Annotated in this window: 17 protein-coding genes; 13 read left to right on the forward strand and 4 right to left on the reverse strand. The window is 37.3% G+C overall.

Going from position 1 to position 19820, the window contains the following annotated elements; genetic code table 11:
• Positions 1-95: 95 nt before the first annotated feature.
• Positions 96-1427, reverse strand: a complete 1332-nt coding sequence (locus AC59HC_RS20875; RefSeq protein WP_496559286.1) for a M20/M25/M40 family metallo-hydrolase — start codon at positions 1425-1427, stop codon at positions 96-98.
• 247 nt (positions 1428-1674) lie between these two features.
• Here AC59HC_RS20875 and AC59HC_RS20880 point away from each other — a divergent pair, with 247 nt between their 5' ends.
• From AC59HC_RS20880 to AC59HC_RS20900, 5 genes are all read left to right on the forward strand, one after another.
• Positions 1675-2868, forward strand: a complete 1194-nt coding sequence (locus AC59HC_RS20880; protein ID WP_496559287.1) for a pyridoxal phosphate-dependent aminotransferase — start codon at positions 1675-1677, stop codon at positions 2866-2868.
• A 34-nt stretch (positions 2869-2902) separates the two neighbouring features.
• Positions 2903-5842 carry a M16 family metallopeptidase gene (locus AC59HC_RS20885; RefSeq protein WP_343643466.1) on the forward strand — a complete coding sequence of 980 codons (2940 nt, stop codon included), beginning with the start codon at positions 2903-2905 and terminating at the stop codon, positions 5840-5842.
• 149 nt (positions 5843-5991) lie between these two features.
• A complete protein-coding gene (locus tag AC59HC_RS20890) occupies positions 5992-6624 on the forward strand; it encodes a peroxiredoxin (RefSeq protein ID WP_002980000.1) in 633 nt (210 codons plus the stop codon).
• Between the two features lie 127 nt (positions 6625-6751).
• The gene (locus AC59HC_RS20895) at positions 6752-7060 is read left to right on the forward strand and encodes a thioredoxin family protein (protein ID WP_062670320.1); all 309 of its coding nucleotides are present in this window, start codon (positions 6752-6754) and stop codon (positions 7058-7060) included.
• Positions 7060-7308 (forward strand): DUF6952 family protein, encoded by a 249-nt coding sequence (locus AC59HC_RS20900; protein ID WP_100375496.1) that lies wholly within the window; start codon positions 7060-7062, stop codon positions 7306-7308. The genes AC59HC_RS20895 and AC59HC_RS20900 overlap by 1 nt, the downstream gene beginning before the upstream one ends.
• 532 nt (positions 7309-7840) lie before the next feature.
• On the opposite strand, the gene AC59HC_RS20905 is transcribed toward AC59HC_RS20900, so the two are convergent.
• Genes AC59HC_RS20905 through AC59HC_RS20915 form a run of 3 tightly spaced genes read right to left on the reverse strand, consistent with a single transcriptional unit; the run spans position 7841 to position 10084 of the window.
• Positions 7841-8530, reverse strand: coding sequence for a Bax inhibitor-1/YccA family protein (locus tag AC59HC_RS20905; protein WP_496559288.1), 690 nt, complete (start codon positions 8528-8530; stop codon positions 7841-7843).
• A 37-nt stretch (positions 8531-8567) separates the two neighbouring features.
• Positions 8568-9002, reverse strand: a complete 435-nt coding sequence (locus AC59HC_RS20910; RefSeq protein ID WP_496559289.1) for a peptidylprolyl isomerase — start codon at positions 9000-9002, stop codon at positions 8568-8570.
• A gap of 47 nt (positions 9003-9049) precedes the next feature.
• Positions 9050-10084: an acyl-CoA reductase gene (locus AC59HC_RS20915; RefSeq protein ID WP_496559290.1), complete on the reverse strand. Its 1035-nt coding sequence runs from the start codon at positions 10082-10084 to the stop codon at positions 9050-9052.
• Positions 10085-10143: 59 nt separating this feature from the next.
• Here AC59HC_RS20915 and AC59HC_RS20920 point away from each other — a divergent pair, with 59 nt between their 5' ends.
• The 8 genes from AC59HC_RS20920 to AC59HC_RS20955 all read left to right on the forward strand — a co-directional run bounded on the left by AC59HC_RS20920 (position 10144) and on the right by AC59HC_RS20955 (position 19673).
• Complete coding sequence (locus AC59HC_RS20920; RefSeq protein WP_002980006.1) at positions 10144-10494, forward strand: 4Fe-4S binding protein; 351 nt, start codon at positions 10144-10146, stop codon at positions 10492-10494.
• A 106-nt stretch (positions 10495-10600) separates the two neighbouring features.
• Positions 10601-11665 (forward strand): 3-phosphoserine/phosphohydroxythreonine transaminase, encoded by a 1065-nt coding sequence (serC, locus tag AC59HC_RS20925; protein ID WP_110008633.1) that lies wholly within the window; start codon positions 10601-10603, stop codon positions 11663-11665.
• A 123-nt stretch (positions 11666-11788) separates the two neighbouring features.
• Positions 11789-12754: a D-2-hydroxyacid dehydrogenase gene (locus AC59HC_RS20930; RefSeq protein ID WP_496559291.1), complete on the forward strand. Its 966-nt coding sequence runs from the start codon at positions 11789-11791 to the stop codon at positions 12752-12754.
• Between the two features lie 2 nt (positions 12755-12756).
• Positions 12757-14001 (forward strand): DUF1015 domain-containing protein, encoded by a 1245-nt coding sequence (locus AC59HC_RS20935; protein WP_137903953.1) that lies wholly within the window; start codon positions 12757-12759, stop codon positions 13999-14001.
• A 54-nt stretch (positions 14002-14055) separates the two neighbouring features.
• Entirely contained in the window at positions 14056-15459 is a 1404-nt protein-coding gene (locus AC59HC_RS20940; protein ID WP_496559292.1) for a M28 family peptidase, read from the forward strand.
• A gap of 2 nt (positions 15460-15461) precedes the next feature.
• Positions 15462-16820, forward strand: coding sequence for a M20/M25/M40 family metallo-hydrolase (locus AC59HC_RS20945; RefSeq protein WP_496559293.1), 1359 nt, complete (start codon positions 15462-15464; stop codon positions 16818-16820).
• A gap of 3 nt (positions 16821-16823) precedes the next feature.
• Positions 16824-18182 (forward strand): M20/M25/M40 family metallo-hydrolase, encoded by a 1359-nt coding sequence (locus tag AC59HC_RS20950; protein ID WP_496559294.1) that lies wholly within the window; start codon positions 16824-16826, stop codon positions 18180-18182.
• Between the two features lie 1260 nt (positions 18183-19442).
• Positions 19443-19673 carry a hypothetical protein gene (locus AC59HC_RS20955; protein ID WP_496559295.1) on the forward strand — a complete coding sequence of 77 codons (231 nt, stop codon included), beginning with the start codon at positions 19443-19445 and terminating at the stop codon, positions 19671-19673.
• The last annotated feature ends 147 nt before the right edge of the window (positions 19674-19820 follow it).

Here is a 19820-nt window from a genome sequence, read left to right on the forward strand (position 1 = left end):
AATTATTATAAACCGCAAAAATAAGTTTTATTTCTCTTGTATTCAAATCAACTTTTCCTGATCCTGATGTAAATTCTGGTTTTCAGCAAAATCCATCACTTTGCAATTCCTGGTATAACAGGGACACTCAGGTTTCCTGACGGGCTCACGCTCTGTACAGCGAAAATATAATTATCTTTAGAAAGCGGAATCTTCATAGAAAGTCCTGTGGTGAAGATCTTTTTCTGCCACACCGCACTGTCTGTTTCCCTTGCCAGCACATAATATCCTGCAGGGATTCCGGATTTTGGCTTTTCCCAATGTAAAGTGGTGGAATTTGTCAGCTCTTTTACATCCATTTCAACTTTCTCCGGTTTTGAAGGAGATTTTGCAAGATTGGCAAGAACAGCAATATTGGCAGCAACATTCTTTTTCAGATATTTAAAATCGATAAATTCAGGAAGATCACCGTACTGCTTATTGTTTTCAACTCTAATATCCTGATGCTGATGGTCGTAATTTTCATAATATTCGGTCAGTCTTACAGAAGGAAATCCATTATTCACAAAACTGGTGTGATCTCCTCCGCGCAGAAATCTGTCATTTCTGTAGATCAGTTTAATCTCCAATCCTTTGACATATTGTTCTGTAATTTCTTTGATATAACGCTGTCTGGATTCATTGTCGTTTTCAAAACCAAGATTTCTGATCATCATCGCTTTTTTATCCAGATCTTTGTAAGGCAGGCCTTCACTGAATACACGAAGAATACGGGTATTGATCTCTCCTGTTTCTCCTGCTTTTGGATTACCGATCATATCATTATTAAGAACCGCTTCCAGCTGCAGATTTTCTCTTTTCATTTTTTCAGCCAACTGTTTAGATCCCAACAATGACTGTTCTTCACCGGAAAATGCTACAAAAATAATTGAAGCCGGAAACGAAGATTTGCTCAGTATTCTTGCGGATTCTATGACAGCACTTACTCCGCTGCCGTCATCATTAGCTCCCGGTGCTGCGGAAGTTCTGTTCATCACATCAGTCACTCTTGAGTCAAGATGCCCTCCGATCAGGAAAATTCTTTTGTCATTCGGATCTGTTCCTTTCAGAAAAGCAACAGCATTCCCAAGGTTTACTGCTTTGTCAATTCGTTTTCCATCCGGCTGAATATCTTCCTGCTGCAGATACACTTCCATTCTGCCATCCGAATTTTTAGTATAATCATTGAATTTTCTGATCACCCAGTTCCTTGCCGCACCTATTCCCTTCTTTGGATCATCGATCGAACTCAAGGTATGCCGGGTTTCAAAGCTTACCAACTTTCCGATATATGATTTTAATGAATCTTCATTCACCTGCGAGACATATTTTTTCACTTCATCATCTTTTGAATATCTCTGCGAGAAAACACTACAGGAAATCAGTAATAAAAAAACGTAATATTTCATAGGACAGATCTTAGGTTGTTAAAGATACAAAACCTACGCTGCAAAATTATTCCCTACAATAATTTATTTTGAATTACTGTTTTTTGGCTAAAATAAGATTGAAATCAATCTCTTACTTCAAAATAAAACATTTTTATAACCCAAAAGACAATTTGACAAAAACCTGATAAAAATCTTTAAAACACCCTTATTTTTATTACCTCCACACCACGTTTTTATTATATATTTGTTAAAATTCAAAAAATAGATGGATAAACTTTCAGATAGAGTAAAAAGATTAGGATACTCACAGACATTTGTTATGTCAAACAAAGCCAGAGAAATGAAAGCCAACAGAATAGATGTGATCAGTTTAACTCTTGGCGAGCCGGATTTCGATGTTCCGGACAATATCAAACAGGCAGCATTCGATGCCATCAATCAAAATTACAGCCACTATTCTCCGGTTCCGGGATTTCTGGAATTGCGTGAGGCTATTGCTTATAAATTAAAAAGGGATAATAATCTGGAATACAAACCTTCCCAGATCTGTGTTTCCAACGGAGCCAAACAGGCTATTATCAATGTTCTGGCAGCTATTATCAATGATGGCGATGAAGTTCTTCTTCCAGCACCTTACTGGGTAAGTTATGATGAGATGGTAAAAATGATGGGCGGAACTTCCGTAATACTTCCTACCTCGTATGTTACCGATTTCAAAGTGACTGCCGAACAGCTTGAAGAAGCTATTACAGAGAAAACCAAAGCGGTACTTTTCAGCTCGCCATGTAATCCGTCAGGAGGATACTACACTTATGATGAATTGAAATCGATCGCCAAAGTAATTGCCAAATACCCTCAGATAACGATCATTTCTGATGAGATTTATGAATACATCAATTACGAAACGAATACCACTTCGATTGCCCAGTTTCCTGAAGTCTATGAACAGACAGCCGTAATCAACGGAATGTCAAAGGCTTTCGCTATGACAGGATGGAGAATCGGGTATTCAGCATGTCCTGAATGGCTGGCAAAAGCTTGTGAAAAAGTACAGGGACAGATGACCAGCGGGGCCAATACGGTAGCACAGAGAGCATCTATCGTTGCCCTGAAAGCAGATCCTTCCGAATACAGATACATGATTGATGCCTTCAAAAAAAGAAGAGATCTTGTCTATGAACTCATCAAAGAAATCCCGGGATTCAAAGTGGTGCTTCCAAAGGCAGCATTCTATTTCTTCCCTGATATTTCGTATTATATCGGAAAAACCCTAGATGGAACAGAAATTAAAAACTCTGACGACTTTGCCATGTTCATCCTGGAAAATGCTCATGTTGGATGTGTAGGCGGGTTCTCTTTCGGAAGTCCGGAATGTATCAGATTCTCTTATGCCGCTTCTGAAGAAGATTTAAGAGAAGCTATGAAACGAATTAAAGACTTGTTGGAGAAATTCAATTAACAAAAAACTAATAACCCCAAATAAAACGACAGCAATGAATCTGTTAAAAAAACTAACCATCGCTACAAGTATTGCCGCTGCAAGTTTTGCCGGATATGCTTTTGGCCAGGATTTCCAGTGGAAAGAAGCTACCTCGAACGGCTACAAGTACAGGTACGTAACCAATGACCCTACTTCTGCAAGGTATTACACTTTGAAAAACGGATTAACGGTTATTTTAAGTCCTACCAACAAGGATCCGAGAATCCAGACTTATATTGCCACAAAAGCAGGAAGTAAAACAGATCCTGCAGACCACACCGGTCTTGCCCATTATCTGGAGCATATGCTTTTCAAAGGAACGAATCAGTTCGGATCTAAAGACTGGGCAAAAGAAAAGCCTCTTTTAGACCAGATTGATGCTCTTTACGAAAAGTACAATCAGAATAAGGACGAAGCCAAAAGAAAAGAAATCTACAAAGAAATTGACAGGGTTTCCGGAGAGGCTGCAAAATTTGCAATCGCCAATGAATATGATAAAATGATGGCTGGTATGGGAGCTGACGGAACCAACGCCTTCACTTCTTTTGAACAAACGGTGTACACGGAAGATGTACCTGCGAATGTTCTTGACAAATTCCTTGCAGTACAGGCAGAAAGATTCAGGGAACCGGTTCTGAGACTTTTCCACACAGAGCTCGAGGCCGTATACGAAGAAAAAAACAGATCTCTTGATGATGACGGAGATAAAGTTTTTGATACGATGTTTGCCAACCTTTTCCCTAACAACAATTACGGAAAGCAAACCACCATCGGAACCATTGAACACCTGAAAAACCCTTCCCTGCATGCGATCAGAGAATATTATAACAATTATTATGTTCCTAATAACATGGGAATCATCATGTCCGGAGATTTTAATCCGGATGAAGTGATTGTTAAAATTGATAAGGCTTTCTCTTATATGAAGCCTAAAGCGATCCCTGAATATAAGGTAGGACAGGAAAAACCGATCACTGCTCCGGTTGTAAAAGAAGTGGTAGGACCTAATCCTGAAAACGTAATGCTTGGTTTCAGATTTCCGGGAGCTTCTACAAAAGACGCCAGAATGCTGAATCTTGTTGGAAATATGCTTACCAACGGACAGGCAGGGCTGATCGATCTTGATCTGGTAAAAAAACAGAAATTACTGGGTGCATATGCTGGTTCTTATGCATTGAAGGATTACTCCGTTCTGCTTTTACAGGGTAAACCCACTGAAGGGCAATCTCTGGATGAAGTAAAAAATCTTCTTCTTCAGGAAATTGACAAACTGAGAAAGGGCGAGTTTTCGGACGACCTGATTCAGTCTATCGTTAACAATGAGAAGAAAGGGATCATTCAGAAAGATGAAAAATACTCAACCAGAGCAAGTATTCTGATGGATGAATTCACTTCGGACGTTGACCACAAAACATCGCTGGAATATGTGGACGAAATTTCAAAACTGACGAAAAAAGATATCATGGATTTTGCATCCAAGTATCTTCAGAACAATAACTACGTTGCAGTTTACAAAAGAAAAGGGGAAGATAAGAGCATTGTAAAAGTTGATAAACCAACGATTACCCCGGTTTCCGTTAACAGAGAAGACCAGTCTCCTTTCCTTAAAAAAATCGACGAGATGCCTGAAAACCCTATCGCTCCGGTATGGTTGAATTATGACAAAGACATTGCTAAAAACAAATTAGCTGATGTGGATGTACTTTCTGTAAAAAATACAGACAATGCGCTGTTCAGAATGTATTACCACTTTGATTCAGGAAAATGGAACAATAAAATTCTTCCATTGGCAGCAGAATATCTTCAGTACCTGGGAACGAAAGACAAATCTTCGGAGATCATCAGTAAGGAATTCTATAAACTTGCCTCAAGCTTCAATGTAAGTGCAGGAAACGAAGAAACTTACGTATCACTGGAAGGTCTGAATGAAAACTTTGATAAAACCATTTCTTTATTTGAAGATTTAATCAAAAACTGTCAGGCAGATCAGGCAGCTCTTGATGCTTACAAAGTTAGGCTGAAGAAAGCCAGAGCGAACGCAAAACAGAATAAAGGAGTAATTATGGCCGGATTGAGAAGTTATGCCCAATACGGTCCTCAAAACCCTTTCAACAATGTACTGAGCGATGCTGAGCTTGATGCATTGAAAGCAGAAGACTTAATTAATGTTCTTCATGATCTGTTCAATTTCAAACACAAAGTACTGTATTACGGACCCAAATCAGGAAATGAAGTGGTAGCAGCTTTGAAACCTGTCCACAAACTTCCTGCCACCCTGAAAGATCTGCCTAAGTCTAAAACTTTTGCACAGATCCCGACAGACAAGAACAAAGTATTGTTTGCCCATTATGACATGGTGCAGGCTGAAATCTTCTGGGTAAGAAATTCTGACCAATACAATCCATCTGCTACTCCAACGGTAAGTTTATTCAATAACTATTTCGGAGGAGGAATGGGATCTATTGTTTTCCAGACCATCAGAGAATCTAAGGCGCTTGCCTACTCCACTTATTCTTACTTTGCCCTTCCAAGCAAGAAAACAGACAAAGATATGATCATGGCCTATGTAGGAACACAGGCAGACAAATTCAATGAGTCTACAACAGCCATGAATGAGCTTCTGACTACCCTTCCGAAATCTGAGCAGTTATTCGAAACAGCGAAAAGCGGATTGAAAAAATCTATTGCCTCTGAAAGAATCACACAGGACGGAATCATCTTCTCTTATCTGAAATCTCAAAAGCTTGGAAACAACTTTGATATGAGAAAGAATGTGTATGAACAGGCTCCAAAACTGTCTTTCACAGATATCAATTCTTTCCACGATAAAGAGATGAAGAATAAAAACTACACCTACTGTCTTGTCGCTTCTCAGGACAAAGTGAATGAGGCCGATATGCAGAAATTAGGCGAAGTAAAAAAACTTAATTTAACTGAAATATTTGGTTATTAAAATAAACAAAAAGTCCTGTTAAACAGGGCTTTTTTATTTAACAACATGCCAAAAACAATTATAGATTTTATTTATCGATTTAAGTTTGTTCGATAGATGAATCTTTTATATATTTGCATAAGAAATTTAAATATAAAAACAGAAAAATTATGTCTTTAGTAGGAAAAAAATTCCCAAACTTAACAATTGACGCAATGTCTGAGATGGGTGACGATTTAAGAATCAACATCCTTGATGAAGCAGTAAACAACCAGCAAAAAGTTCTTTTATTCTGGTACCCTAAAGATTTCACTTTTGTATGCCCTACTGAGCTTCACGCTTTCCAGGAGGCTTTAGGTGAGTTCGAAAAAAGAAACACTAAAGTAATCGGTGCATCTTGTGATACCAACGAAGTACACTTCGCTTGGTTGAACACTCCAAAAGATAACGGAGGAATTGAAGGAGTAACTTACCCACTTTTGGCTGATACTCACAGACAATTGGCTAACACTTTGGGAATTGTTGATCAGGATTTTGAATATGATGAAGATGGAAACGAAGTTTTCACAGGTTCTAACGTAACTTACAGAGCAACTTACCTTATCGACGAAACCGGAAAAATTTTCCACGAAGCGGTAAACGATATGCCTTTGGGAAGAAACGTAAAAGAATTCTTAAGATTAATCGACGCTTACACTCACGTACAGAAACATGGTGAAGTATGCCCTGCAAACTGGGAAGAAGGAAAAGAAGCAATGAAAGCTGACAGAACTTCTACTGCAGAATACTTAGCAAAAAATTAATATCTTAATTTAAATATAACAATGTAACAATCTAACAGTATAACAATTTGAAAAGTCATTTCTTGAATTGTTAGATTGGTCATTTTTTTAGATTGTTACATTGTTTATTTTTAAAAAAAATAAACTTATGTACACAGAATTAACCGAAGATACATTACAGAATATAGTTAACGAAAACGAAAAAGTAGTGGTTCAATATGGCGCAACATGGTGCGGAAACTGCAGAATCATGAAGCCGAAATTCAAAAAATTAGCATCTGAAAATGACTCTATTCCATTTTTATATGTAGATGCAGAAAAGCTTCCTGAAAGCAGAAAATTAGCAAAAGTAGACAACTTACCTACTTTCGCCATCTTTAAAAACGGAGAACTGGTGAACCAGGTTCAGTCTAACCAGGCTGAAAGTTTAATTAACCTTTTTAACGAATTAGCATAATGAAATTACCCATAATCAGACAGTTTTATCAGAATCAGACTCCTGAAAACCTTGAAAAAACATTAGAAGTACTGGAAAGTTTCTGCGAGTTCAGAGGAACAAGTGAAGAAGATCTGAATGTTGCAGGAGAATTGATTACCAATATCTGCGGAGCGCTGGAAGTTCACGCTAATGTACAAAACGGAATGAGCGAGAAAGATGCTTTAAACTCTTTTGCTCAGAAGGTTTTAGGATCAATCGACAAATAACATCTTGCGATTATTTCCAATCAAAAGATGATAAAAAAACACAATATACAATACCTGAGGTTTTCCTCATTACTATACTTTTTTCTATTCTTTAGAATCTTTATTTTCAACTTAAAAAATGTACTTCAAAGGGACTTTAACCGGTCACATGAGGCTGAAAGTTGCATCAAAATTGTAAAGAATAACCAATTAAAATCCCGGTGATATTTTTCATCAGGATTTTTTGGGTTTACGGTTTACAACACGAATAACACGAGCGATTTCACGAATAACACAAATAAAGATACGCAAGCATCCGTGTTAATCCGTAGAATCTGTGGGATACTTATAAGTTTCAGCTAAAACCGTTGAAAAGCATCCATAAAATATAAAATGGGCTAAATCCCATTCCTATTGATCCTATTAAACTGTGCTAATTCATGTTATTCGTGAAAACATCTGTGAACTTTGTGTTTAAATTTTGTGTTTAAATAAAAAAGAAATCCCGATGAAAAATCACCGGGACTATATTTTAAAAGATAAGATCTATTAATTAGTTTCTTCTGCTCATCAGAATGCTTAGAATATACCAGAATAACAGCATAATCGAAGCAAAAAGCTGTAATGCTGCACCTACATACTGATTCGTTCCATAGGAATCTTTTAATTTGCTTGTCTGATATAGAATAGTAGCTGATGCTAAAATTACCATTCCTACCGAAAACCACAGTCCAAGGTTAAAACCAAAGATCATCCCTCCTACAATCAGTCCGATGGAAATAAATCCACCGATTACAATGATATTTCTTAGGAAAGAAAAATCTCTTTTAGAAGTGAATGCTACTGCAGAAATACCCGCAAACATCGCAATTGTTAAAGTAGCAGCCTGAAAGATTACATTTGAACCGCCTGTCATATTGGTTGCAATAAAAAGCAGAGGCAAAAAGATAATTGCTTCCAATAAAATATAAAATCCTAATCCCAGATACTGAGTAGATTTACTTTGTGAAAGGGACCATTTGGAAGCCAAAACAGAAGCCAGCCAGAAAACCCCGATAATTAATAGCCAGATATATCTCTGACCAAACATCATCGCAATCAATTCTACCGGAACCGTTTTTAATAATATAGTTTCCACTCCAATAAATGCAAGAATCGATAAAGCAACATGCAAATAGGTCTTCTTGTAAAAATTCGCCTTCTCCACGTCCGAAGAATGGGCGACTAAAACATCTGTCATCATAGTTAATATTTTTTTGTTAATCGAAAATAAATTTCATCTATTTCGCAGGCAAAACCCCCAGAATCTTACCATCATCTTCAAATACCGCTGTAATCGCTTCTTTGGAAGATTCTCCTGCGTATTTATATTTAATACTTGGATGATTGGTACCATCCATTGTTTTATAATATCCTGCTTTTAAAATTTCAAGCTTTTTATTGGGATCAATACCGTCTTTGACCTTCTTAAGAACGTCATCCGTCACAATTTCCTTTACTTTCTCAGAAAGCAAGCCATCAATAGTCTTACGGTCAGAAGCCTGTAAGGCCTCAACAAACTTAAGAAAGTTATCATTATACAAATTAACCTTCTCCTTGCTTATACTGGCCTGCTGCTCTTTTTTAGGACTGTTTTCAACTTTTGCACCCGTTACTTTCTGTGCAAAAATCAACTGTGTGCCCACAAGAGCCAGTCCCATCAATAATTTTTTCATAGTATTCATTTTTGTTCTGGTGAAATAAGTGATGGAAGATACGAAAATCAGACCAGTTCTAAAAATTTCATTGTATCTACATTATCTGCATAGGTATCCAGACCCGGATTTTGTGCTTCTCCAAACGGAATCGCATTCATTTCCAACTCTTCTTTTGCCACAACGCACTGAATATTTTCTTCATTTTCTGCAATAAAGCTTTTCACATCATTCAGCGATTCATATCTGCTGAAATTAATTACAGAAAGCGGACTGAACAGCTTATCATCCTCTTTCAGCATCACAAAATTATTATCCCAGAATTTATCCTGATTTAAAAGATAAACCGCTCTGTTATAATCATAATTGTTGGCATATTTGTTATGATTGATAATATCCTGGAATCCTAAGAAGTTCTCAAACAGCCTGTCAATCACAAAATCCTGCGGAATGAAGATTCTTGTCACATTTCTGCATCCCAATCCAAAATACTGGAAAATATCTTTCGCCAGAAGCTGCAGTTCTTCATCCGTTTCATCTCCCTTCAACACCGCCACAGAAGTTCTGTTCTTACGGATAATATTTAAGTGATTTTTAAAATAATATTCCAGATATCTCGCTGTATTATTACTTCCTGTTGCAATAACGGCATCAAAATTTTCTAATTTTTCAACAAACTCAAAAGCTACATTTTCATTGGAAAACTCATTCCATTTCTTCAATAAAAACGGAATCATATACTTATCTTTTGAAGACAGCTTAATGACAGGAATATGGTTGGCCAGAATTACAGAAATTACATCATGAAACCCTACTAAAGGGATATTTCCGGCTAAAATAAGTCCAACTCTTTTTGAAATTTTAGAGATAGAATAATTTCCAAGCCAGTTTTTGATGTTTTCTTCAGTCAGAAGATTTGTCCATTGCTGTAAAGCAAATTTCTGATTATCAATAGTAAACCATGGGTTCTCTATTTCGGATCTTTTCAACAATAATTCAATATCAGAATCATCTTCATTGTGATCTTCCGGTTTCTTCGCTAAAAACGCTTTTATATAATCACTTAATTTAATAAGTCCTAAAACTTGATTTTCGGTATTCATAATTACTGTAAAATTGGGTAAAATTTTGTAATTTTGTGCAAATTTAAAAAAAATTAGCGATGGCTATTAAAATAACTGATGAATGCATTAACTGTGGGGCTTGTGAACCTGAATGCCCAAACAATGCAATATATGAAGGAGCTGTAGATTGGAAAGCTTCTGACGGTACGGCTCTTCAAGGTACAATTACTCTGCCGTCCGGACTTACTGTAGATGCCAATGCACCACAGGAACCTGTAAGTGATGATGTCTATTTCATTGTAACAGATAAATGTACAGAATGTAAAGGATTCCACGAAGAACCTCAGTGTGCAGCTGTATGTCCGGTAGACTGCTGTGTGCCAGACGAAGATCATGTAGAATCTGAAGAAGCTCTTCTTAATAAAAAAGCATTCTTACACGGCGAATAAAAAATTCCGTCTCATTTCCGTGAGGCGGTTTTTTTGACCCAAAATCCAATAAATCAAAATAAAGCTGAAGGATATTGAAATCCCAAAGCACCCAAAAAATAAAAATATGAACAAAAAGCACAACTTCAGCGCAGGACCATGTATTTTACCACAGGAGGTATTTGAAAAATCAGCACAGGCTATCCTTGACTTTAACGGCATCGGATTGTCTCTTCTTGAAATTTCTCACAGAAGCAAGGATTTCGTTGCGGTAATGGACGAAGCGCGTGCCATTGTAAAAAGATTGATGAATCTTGGTGATGATTATGAGGTACTTTATTTAGGAGGCGGAGCTAGCCTGCAGTTTGCAATGGTTCCTTACAACCTGATGAAAGTAGGTGGAAAAGCCGCTTACCTGGATACAGGAACATGGGCAGCAGGAGCCATCAAAGAAGCTAAAAAAGTAGGAACGGTAGATGTGGTAGGTTCTTCAAAAGAAGAAAATTATTCTTTTATTCCTAAAGACTATACTGTTGGTTCAGAATACGATTATTTTCACTGTACTTCCAACAATACCATCTACGGAACTCAAATGAAATCTTTCCCTGAAGTGGATACGCTGATGGTATGTGATATGAGTTCTGATATTTTCTCAAGACAGCTGGATTTTTCAAAATTTGATCTGATCTATGCCGGTGCTCAGAAGAATATGGGACCTGCAGGAGTTACTTTAGTGGTTATTAAAAAAGAAATTCTTGGTAAAACAGGAAGAGAAAATATGTTCTCTATTCTGGATTATTCCCAGCACATTGCTAAGGAATCCATGTACAATACGCCACCGGTATTTCCTGTATATGCCTCTTTGCTTACCCTTCAGTATCTTGAAAGAAACGGAGGAATCGCTGCTGCAGAACAAAGAAATGAAGCTAAAGCTAAGCTTTTATATGATGAAATCGACAGCAACCCGTTATTTGAAACTTTCTGCGTAAAAGAAGACCGTTCGCTAATGAATGTTTCTTTCAAAATTACAGATGAAAGCAAGAAAGAAGAATTTGACAATGCATGGAAAGCAGCAGGGATCAGCGGCTTAAACGGACACAGAAGTCTTGGCGGTTACAGAGCAAGTTTATACAACGCTCTGCCTATTGAAAGCGTACAGGTTTTGGTAGATGTAATGAAGTCTTTCAAATAAATTAAATAGTAAAAAATTCAAAGATTGAAAGAATTAAAGGCAGTTCATTAAAATTTATTAATTTGCGCCCCAGTTTTAAAATGTTGAAATGGCAATTCTTTCAATCTTTAAATCAAATAATTCATGAAAGTTTTAGCAAACGACGGAATTTCAAAAGCAGGAGAACACACTTTAAAAGAAGCCGGAATTGAAATTCTGGACAATAGAGTGGCTCAGGATCACGTTATTAATTTTATCAACGATAATAATGTGGATGTTCTTCTGGTAAGAAGTGCAACGAAAGTGAGACAGGATCTGATTGATGCGTGCCCCGGCCTTAAAATCATTGGAAGAGGCGGTATCGGAATGGATAATATTGATGTGGAATATGCCAGAAGTAAAGGTATTAAAGTAATCAACACCCCCACAGCATCCTCAAAATCAGTGGCAGAACTTGTTTTTGGCCACTTTATTTCACTGGCAAGATTCCTTCACGAATCCAACAGACTGATGCCTCTGGAAGGAGAAACTCATTTCAACGCCATGAAAAAGTCTTTCAGTAATGCGTATGAACTTTCAGGAAAAACATTAGGAGTAATCGGCTTTGGAAGTATTGGCCAGGAAGTTGTAAAAATAGGAATCGCTTTAGGAATGAAAGTAACTGTTCTGACCAGAAGCCCGAAAACAGAAGTTCTTACATTGAACTTCTTCAACGGACAGTCTGTGAACTTTGAAATCACTTCCACCAATGATATAGATGCATTCCTTAAAGATGCAGACTTTATCAGTATCAATACGCCGAAAACGAATGAGTATATTATAGACACCCCTCAGTTTGAAAAAATGAAAGATGGAGTCTATATTGTAAATACTGCAAGAGGCGGTGTCATCAATGAAGTGGCACTTATCGATTTTATCGAGTCGGGAAAAGTAGCCGGAGCGGCACTGGATGTTTTTGAAAACGAACCTAATCCGGAACTGCCTTTACTGATGAATCCCGCATTATCACTTTCCCCTCATGTAGGAGGCAATACAGTGGATGCGCAAGAGAAAATCGGTGTCGAACTTGCAGAACAAATTATTAAGCTACAAAAAGAAACTATAAGATAAATATGCCTGTTTTTAAACCTTTCCGTGGAATAAGACCTCATAGAGACTTTGAGAGTACTTTCCCTACCCATCCACTGGATAATTTCACCCAGGAAGAGATTGCGGAGAAAGCTCAAGTTGAAAATACTTACATCAATATGATTAAACCCTATGTTGTAAGTAAATCTAAAGATATTGACCGGAACCTGCGAAAGATCCGTTCTACCTTTGAAGAACTTCTGGAAGAAAAGAAATTGGTCCAGGACAATTCGTCTTACTATCTTTATGAGCAGATCTATCCCAACAAGCAGATGTTCAGAGGACTTCTGGGATTGGCAAGTATCGAAGATTTCTGGAATGGAAAAATCAAAAGACATGAAAGTACCATCCCGCAGAAAAAGGAGAAACTGGCTCACTACCTTGAAAAAGTAAATCTGCAGGCAGAACCTGTGCTTCTTACCTACCCTGCCAATTCAAAAATTGAATTGCTGATGAATCATGAGGAAAAAAATGTTCCTATCTTCAATCATGTAGATTCAATGGGTATCAGACATAAAATCTGGAGAATAGATAATCGTCTGAAACTTCAGCAATTTAAAGAAGTGATTGATCAGATAGATTCGTTCTACATTGCCGACGGGCACCACAGAATTGGTTCCACAGCAATGAATGCCAAATACCATAAGGAGAAAAACAAAAAACATAACGGTACAGAGCTTTACAACTTTGTGTATAGTTTCATTGTTTCCAACCAGTCAATAAAGATTCATGATTACAATAGAATCTTACATGACCTGAATGGTATTTCTCCGGAAGATTTCCTGAAGGAACTTGAAAAATATTTCCTGATTCACGAAAAAGGAGAAACATCGTACTACCCTTCTCAGAAATTCCATATCTCAATGTATATGGATGGGAAATTCTACTCTCTTCACGTAAAGCACGATCTCCGTTCGAAAGAAATGTCTCTGGATAACCTGGATCACCACCTTTTGGACAAATATATTTTCAAAAATATCCTTAAAATTGAAGATCCGGACAGCTCTGAACTTATTTCATATGTAAAAGGAACTTCCAACATCAACGGAATCAATCTTTTGAAAGAAAAAGTAGACAATGGTGAAGGTAAAGTTGGCTTTGGAATTTATCCTGTAAGTTTTAATGATATGATTAAAATTTCAGACCTGAAATTAAGCATGCCTCCAAAATGTACATTTATTGAGCCAAAATTAATTACAGCCTTGTTAATGTACGACATGAAACCTTAATAAATTACTATTTTTTTCCTACTTTTATCAATGGAAAAGATAAGTAAATAATAAATGAAAAAAATATTCATTATACTTCCACTCTTTTTGAGTGGATTTTTATTTTCTCAAAAAAAACCACAAAAAGGCCCGGCAAAAAAAGGTACTGTTGCCAGATTTAATTATCACGATGAGTTCAGAAAAATTTCAGATGAAATTATGACCAACGGTACCGCTTATGATAATCTCGGGGAACTTACGAAAAGAATCGGTCCCCGCTTCAGCGCCACTCCCGGTTATACAAAAGCTGTAGAATGGGCTGAAAAAAAATTCAAGGAAATTGGTATTAATATGATCTGGAGACAGGAAGCTAAAGCACCGGTCTGGATCAGAGGAAAAGAATCTTTACAGATCAAATCCGGAAATGGAGATTGGAAAAACATCAGAATGCTTTCTTTCGGAAACTCTGAAGGAACAGGAGGAAAAGATCTGACAGGTGAAGTTGTTTTAATCAATTCCACATCAGAACTTAATGCCATGTCGCTGGGACAGTTAAAAGACAAAATAGTTTTTGTAAATGTGCCTATGGACCCGAGAGTTATCAATACAAGCGATTCTTATTTACAGGCAGCAAAATCAAAATTAATTTCCGCTTCAGTAATTGCAAAGACAGGTGCAAAAGCCTTAATTATAAGATCACTGACCACTGCCAATGATGATACTCCTCATGCCAAAATGATCTACTACGAACCAGATGATAAAATTAAAATTCCGGCTTTATCAATTGGCGTAAGATCTGCAGATGAGCTGGAAAAAACATTGAAAAAACAGAAAGTGACTGCGAAAATCAATATGACCGCAGAATCAAAAGGTGACACTACAAATCCTAATATTATTGCTGAAATTCAGGGTAAAAAAGATTCTAAAGTAATTGTTTTAGGCGCTCAGCTTGATTCATGGGATATTGGCGAAGGTGCCGTGGATGATGGAACAGGCGTTGTGCAATGTATTGAAGTACTAAGAACACTGAAAGCGCTTGGATATGAAAACAACCACACCATCCGTGTAGTTTTGTATGCCAACAGTGAAAACGGAGGGCAAGGTCGTGAGATGTATGCAGCATATGTAAAAAAGAAAGACGAAAAACACGTATTTGCCTTAGGAACTGATGCCGGAGGATATTCTCCCCGTGGGTTTTCATTAGATATGTCCCCGCAGAGAAGAAGACTGGTTTATCCCTGGAAAGAATATTTTCTGCCTTATGGCGTCTATGATTTTGACCAGACAGAAGCCATTCAGGATATTTCGCCTTTGAAAAAACTGGATATTCCTTTAGCAGAGCTTGTGGTAGACACCCAGAGATATTTTGATTATCACCACTCCGAACAGGATACTTTTGACAAAGTAAATAAAAGAGAGCTTCTTCTTGGAGCTGTCGCCATAACACAGATGATTTTTATGGTTGATAAAAACTGGTAACCATGAAAAAGATAACAGGAACTTTATTACTTCTTTTTGGAATGGCCGCATTTGGTCAGTCTAAAGAAGATTCTGTCCAGTTCAGAAAAATCTCCACAGAAATTCTGAACAACGGAAAAGGATACAATGAACTGAGAGAACTTACCAAAACTATAGGAAACCGTCTCAGCGGGTCAGAAGCGTATGAAAAATCAGTTCAGTGGGCGGCACAGAAACTTCGTGATGCCGGAGCTGATAAAGTATGGCTTCAGGAAGTGATGATTCCGGTTTGGGTAAGAGGAAAAGAATCATTACAGATTAAAACTTCTAATGGAAAATGGAAAAGTGTAAAAATGCTTTCCCTTGGACATTCTGAAGGAACCGGAGGAAAAGATGTTTCCGGAGAAATCATCATGGTAAAATCACTGGAAGAATATGACAGACTTCCTGCTGAAAAAGTGAAAGATAAAATTGTGTTTTTCAACTATTCTTTTAGTCAGGAAAATGTACAGACATTTATTTCTTATCGTGATGCAAACCCCTACAGAAGAACTGCCGCTTCATTAACGGCTAAAAAAGGAGGGAAATTTGCCATCGTCAGGTCTCTTTCCTCTGCTTTCGATGATGTTCCGCACACAGGTAACATGCGCTATGACGAAGGTATTTCCAAAATACCAGCTATAACAATCGGAAATACATCAGCTGATGAACTTGAAGCAGTATTAAAAAATCAAAAAGTCACCGCAAAGCTTAATTCCAATTGCGGAATGAAAGGAGAAAAACTTTCCCATTCTGTGATCGGAGAAATTACAGGTAAAAAAGACCAAAATATTATTGTTGTCGGCGGACATCTTGATTCCTGGGATGTCGGCGAAGGAGCCCATGATGACGGAGCTGGCATTGTTCAAAGTATTGAGGTCTTAAGAACCTTTAAAAAATTAGGAATTCAGAATAATCATACGATCCGCGCCGTTTGTTTTGCCAACGAAGAAAACGGAACGAAAGGTGGGAAACAGTATGGTAAAGTTGCCAAAGAAAACAATGAAAAACATCTTTTTGCCATAGAATCGGATGCGGGAGGTTTTTCACCACGTGGAATTTCCCTCGAAATGGATGAACCCCAAAGAAACCAGATCAAAAGCTGGGTGAATCTGTTCTTGCCTTATGGCGTTTACAACTTTGAAGGAAAATATTCAGGGTCGGATATTGCCCCGCTTCACGAAATGGGAGTTCCTACAGCTGAACTGGTACCGGATCCGCAACGCTATTTTGATATTCACCATACCGAAGAAGACACTTTTGAAAAAATCAACCGCAGAGAATTATTATTGGGCTCTACGGTGATGACACAACTTATTTATATGATTGACAAAAATTGGTAAACAATGAAAAAGATATTAGGAACTTCATTATTACTTTTTGGAATGGCTGCATTTGGCCAGTCTAAAGAAGATTCAGTCCAGTTCAGAAAAATCTCTACAGAAATCCTGAACAACGGAAAAGGATATACAGAGCTTAGAGAGCTTACAAAAAATATAGGCCACCGCTTAAGCGGATCCGAAGCCTATGAAAAGTCTGTAAAATGGGCAGAACAGAAACTTCGTGATGCCGGAGCTGATAAAGTATGGCTTCAGGAAGTGATGATTCCTGTCTGGGAAAGAGGAAAAGAATCTCTGAACATCCAGACTCCCAACGGAAAATGGAAAACCCTTAAAATGCTTTCCCTTGGGAATTCTGAAGGAACAGGAGGAAAAGATGTTTCGGGAGAAATCATCATGGTAAAATCTATGGAAGAATATGACAGACTTCCTCCTGAAAAAGTGAAAGATAAAATCGTGTTCTTCAACTACCCTTTCAGCCAGTCATTTGTAGAGACTTTCAAAGCCTATGGTGATGCTTCAAAATACAGAACAACTGCTGCTTCTTTAACCGCTAAAAAAGGAGGCAAATTTGCCATCGTAAGATCACTGTCCTCTGCTTTTGATGATGTACCTCACACCGGAGCAATGCGTTATGAAGACAAAGTTTCCAAAATCCCTGCGGTAGCCATCGGAAGCACGACTGCAGATGAACTGGAAGCTTTACTGAAAAGCCAGAAAGTTAATGCAAAACTAAACTCCAACTGCGGAATGAAAGGAGAAAAGCTCTCCCACTCTGTTATTGGGGAAATCACAGGTAAAAAAGACCAGAGTGTTATTGTTGTCGGTGGACACCTTGATTCCTGGGATGTAGGTGAAGGAGCCCACGATGACGGAGCCGGAATTGTACAAAGCATTGAGGTTTTAAGAACCTTTAAAAAGCTGGGTATTCAAAATAACCACACCATCAGGGTTGTTTGTTTCGCCAATGAAGAAAACGGAGTAAAAGGTGGAATCCAGTATGGTAAAACGGTAAAAGAGAAAAACGAAAAACATCTTTTTGCTATTGAAACAGATGCCGGAGGCTTTGCCCCAAGAGGCATTGCTCTGGATATGGACGATGCGAAAAGAAATCAGATTAAAAGCTGGTCGAATTTATTCCTTCCTTACGGAGTTTATAATTTTGAAGAGCGGTTTTCAGGAACAGACCTTTATCCGCTTCACGACATGGGAATTCCCGCCGCTGAGCTGATGCCGGATTCGCAGCGATATTTCGATATTCACCACACAGAAGAAGATACTTTTGAAAAGGTGAACCGAAGAGAGCTTTTATTGGGAGCCACTGCTTTGACTCAGATTATTTATATGATTGATAAAAACTGGTAAAATATGAAACCGTCTTTCTAAAGGCGGTTTTTTATTTTAATAGTAATGCATAATAAATTTCACAGTATTCCATTAGTGAAATTTGTGCAAAATATTGGTGGTATTTATGATTCTTACAATTAAACACAAATGACACAAATGATTTTACAAATAACACAAATTCAAAAGTAATGGGGCTTAACCTAAACTTAAGATTTTTATAACCACTGATTTCACAGATTGACACGGATGATTGCGTGTAATTTATTTGTATTATTTGTGAAGGAATATTTGTGTTACTTGTGGTTCTTACAATTAAACACAAATGACACGAATGATTTCACGAATAACACGAACTCACTAACATCAATAGGAATGGCAGTAATCCAGAGCGTAGACGAAGGAAGCCTGTTTTATATTTTATGGATACCTTTAAAACGGCTTTAGCTGGAAATTATAAGTATCCCTTTGATTCCACAGATTGACACGGATGCTTATATATTTATCTGTTTTATTTGTGAAAGAATATTTGTGTTACTTGTGGTTTTTAAAATTAAACACAAATGTCACAAATGTTTTCACGAATAACACGAACTGAATAATTGATATTACAGGATGCGAATGATCTTAGCCAATTTTTTTTTAACTGTCTGTTGTATTTGTGAAATTTGTGCAAAAAACATTTGCGTTATTCGTTGTTTATTTTAAATACATAAAAACACTTCTCGTCCGTAATATTTTCTTCGTTCATTAGCATTAGCTTTAAAAAATAGAAAATTTTTCTATGTTTAAGGAAATAACAGAAGAAAAAACGCTTCACCACTGCTCTCATCAATCCTGTGAAACAAAGTGTTAATCGCAAATTCCGAACTTTGGCATGATATTAGCATGTTATTTCTTGAGAAAAAATTAAAAAAACACTAAGGATGAGAAAAAAGGTTTTCTGTGGATTTTCAGTTTTTCCACTGATTCAAGTTCATATCTAGTATATGAATCCTTTTTTTTCTACGATGCCGTAAAAGATACGGGCTCGTGATTAATTAACCCCCGTTAGTTTTTCACAGCAGTTTTGCACCCGTATCTGACTGGTATCACAATAACCAGGAATCATTGATTGATTCAAAAAAAACAAAAATATCCCGGACTTTCAGCCCGGTATTGCGATATAAATAAATGGCAAAGTCATCGTGAACCTTAGCCCAGTAAAAGAATATATTCTTTTTACCGTGATGAGTGCGCCTTTATGCTATAAATTAATGTATAACCCTTAAAATGTTAGTAATGATGAGAGCCTTTTTTGAAATGATTTTTAAGAGAAATGAAGATGCTGCAAAATTGCATATATGGAGCCTGTTGATGGTGTTAAGTTTTGCTGCATTTTCAGTGTTGGTATACGCCTTAAAACCTAGCTTTAACAGCTTAATTATATACCTGACGGCATTTGCCGCTTATATCGGGTTTGGCCTTGTATTCATCAGTTCCCTGGCCGGAACCAAGATGAAGAAAAGATAACAGAACATATAACTTTTCAATTTATTTTACTGAGAAAACCGCCCTGTTTGGGGGCGGTTTTTGTTTACGGTGTCTCGTCCTGAAAAAGGTTGACTAAAAAACCATAAAATTAGTCACCCTTATGAATCTAAAAAAACCATCGTCCCC

The sequence above is a fragment of the Chryseobacterium sp. DZ-32 genome, assembly GCF_059587025.1.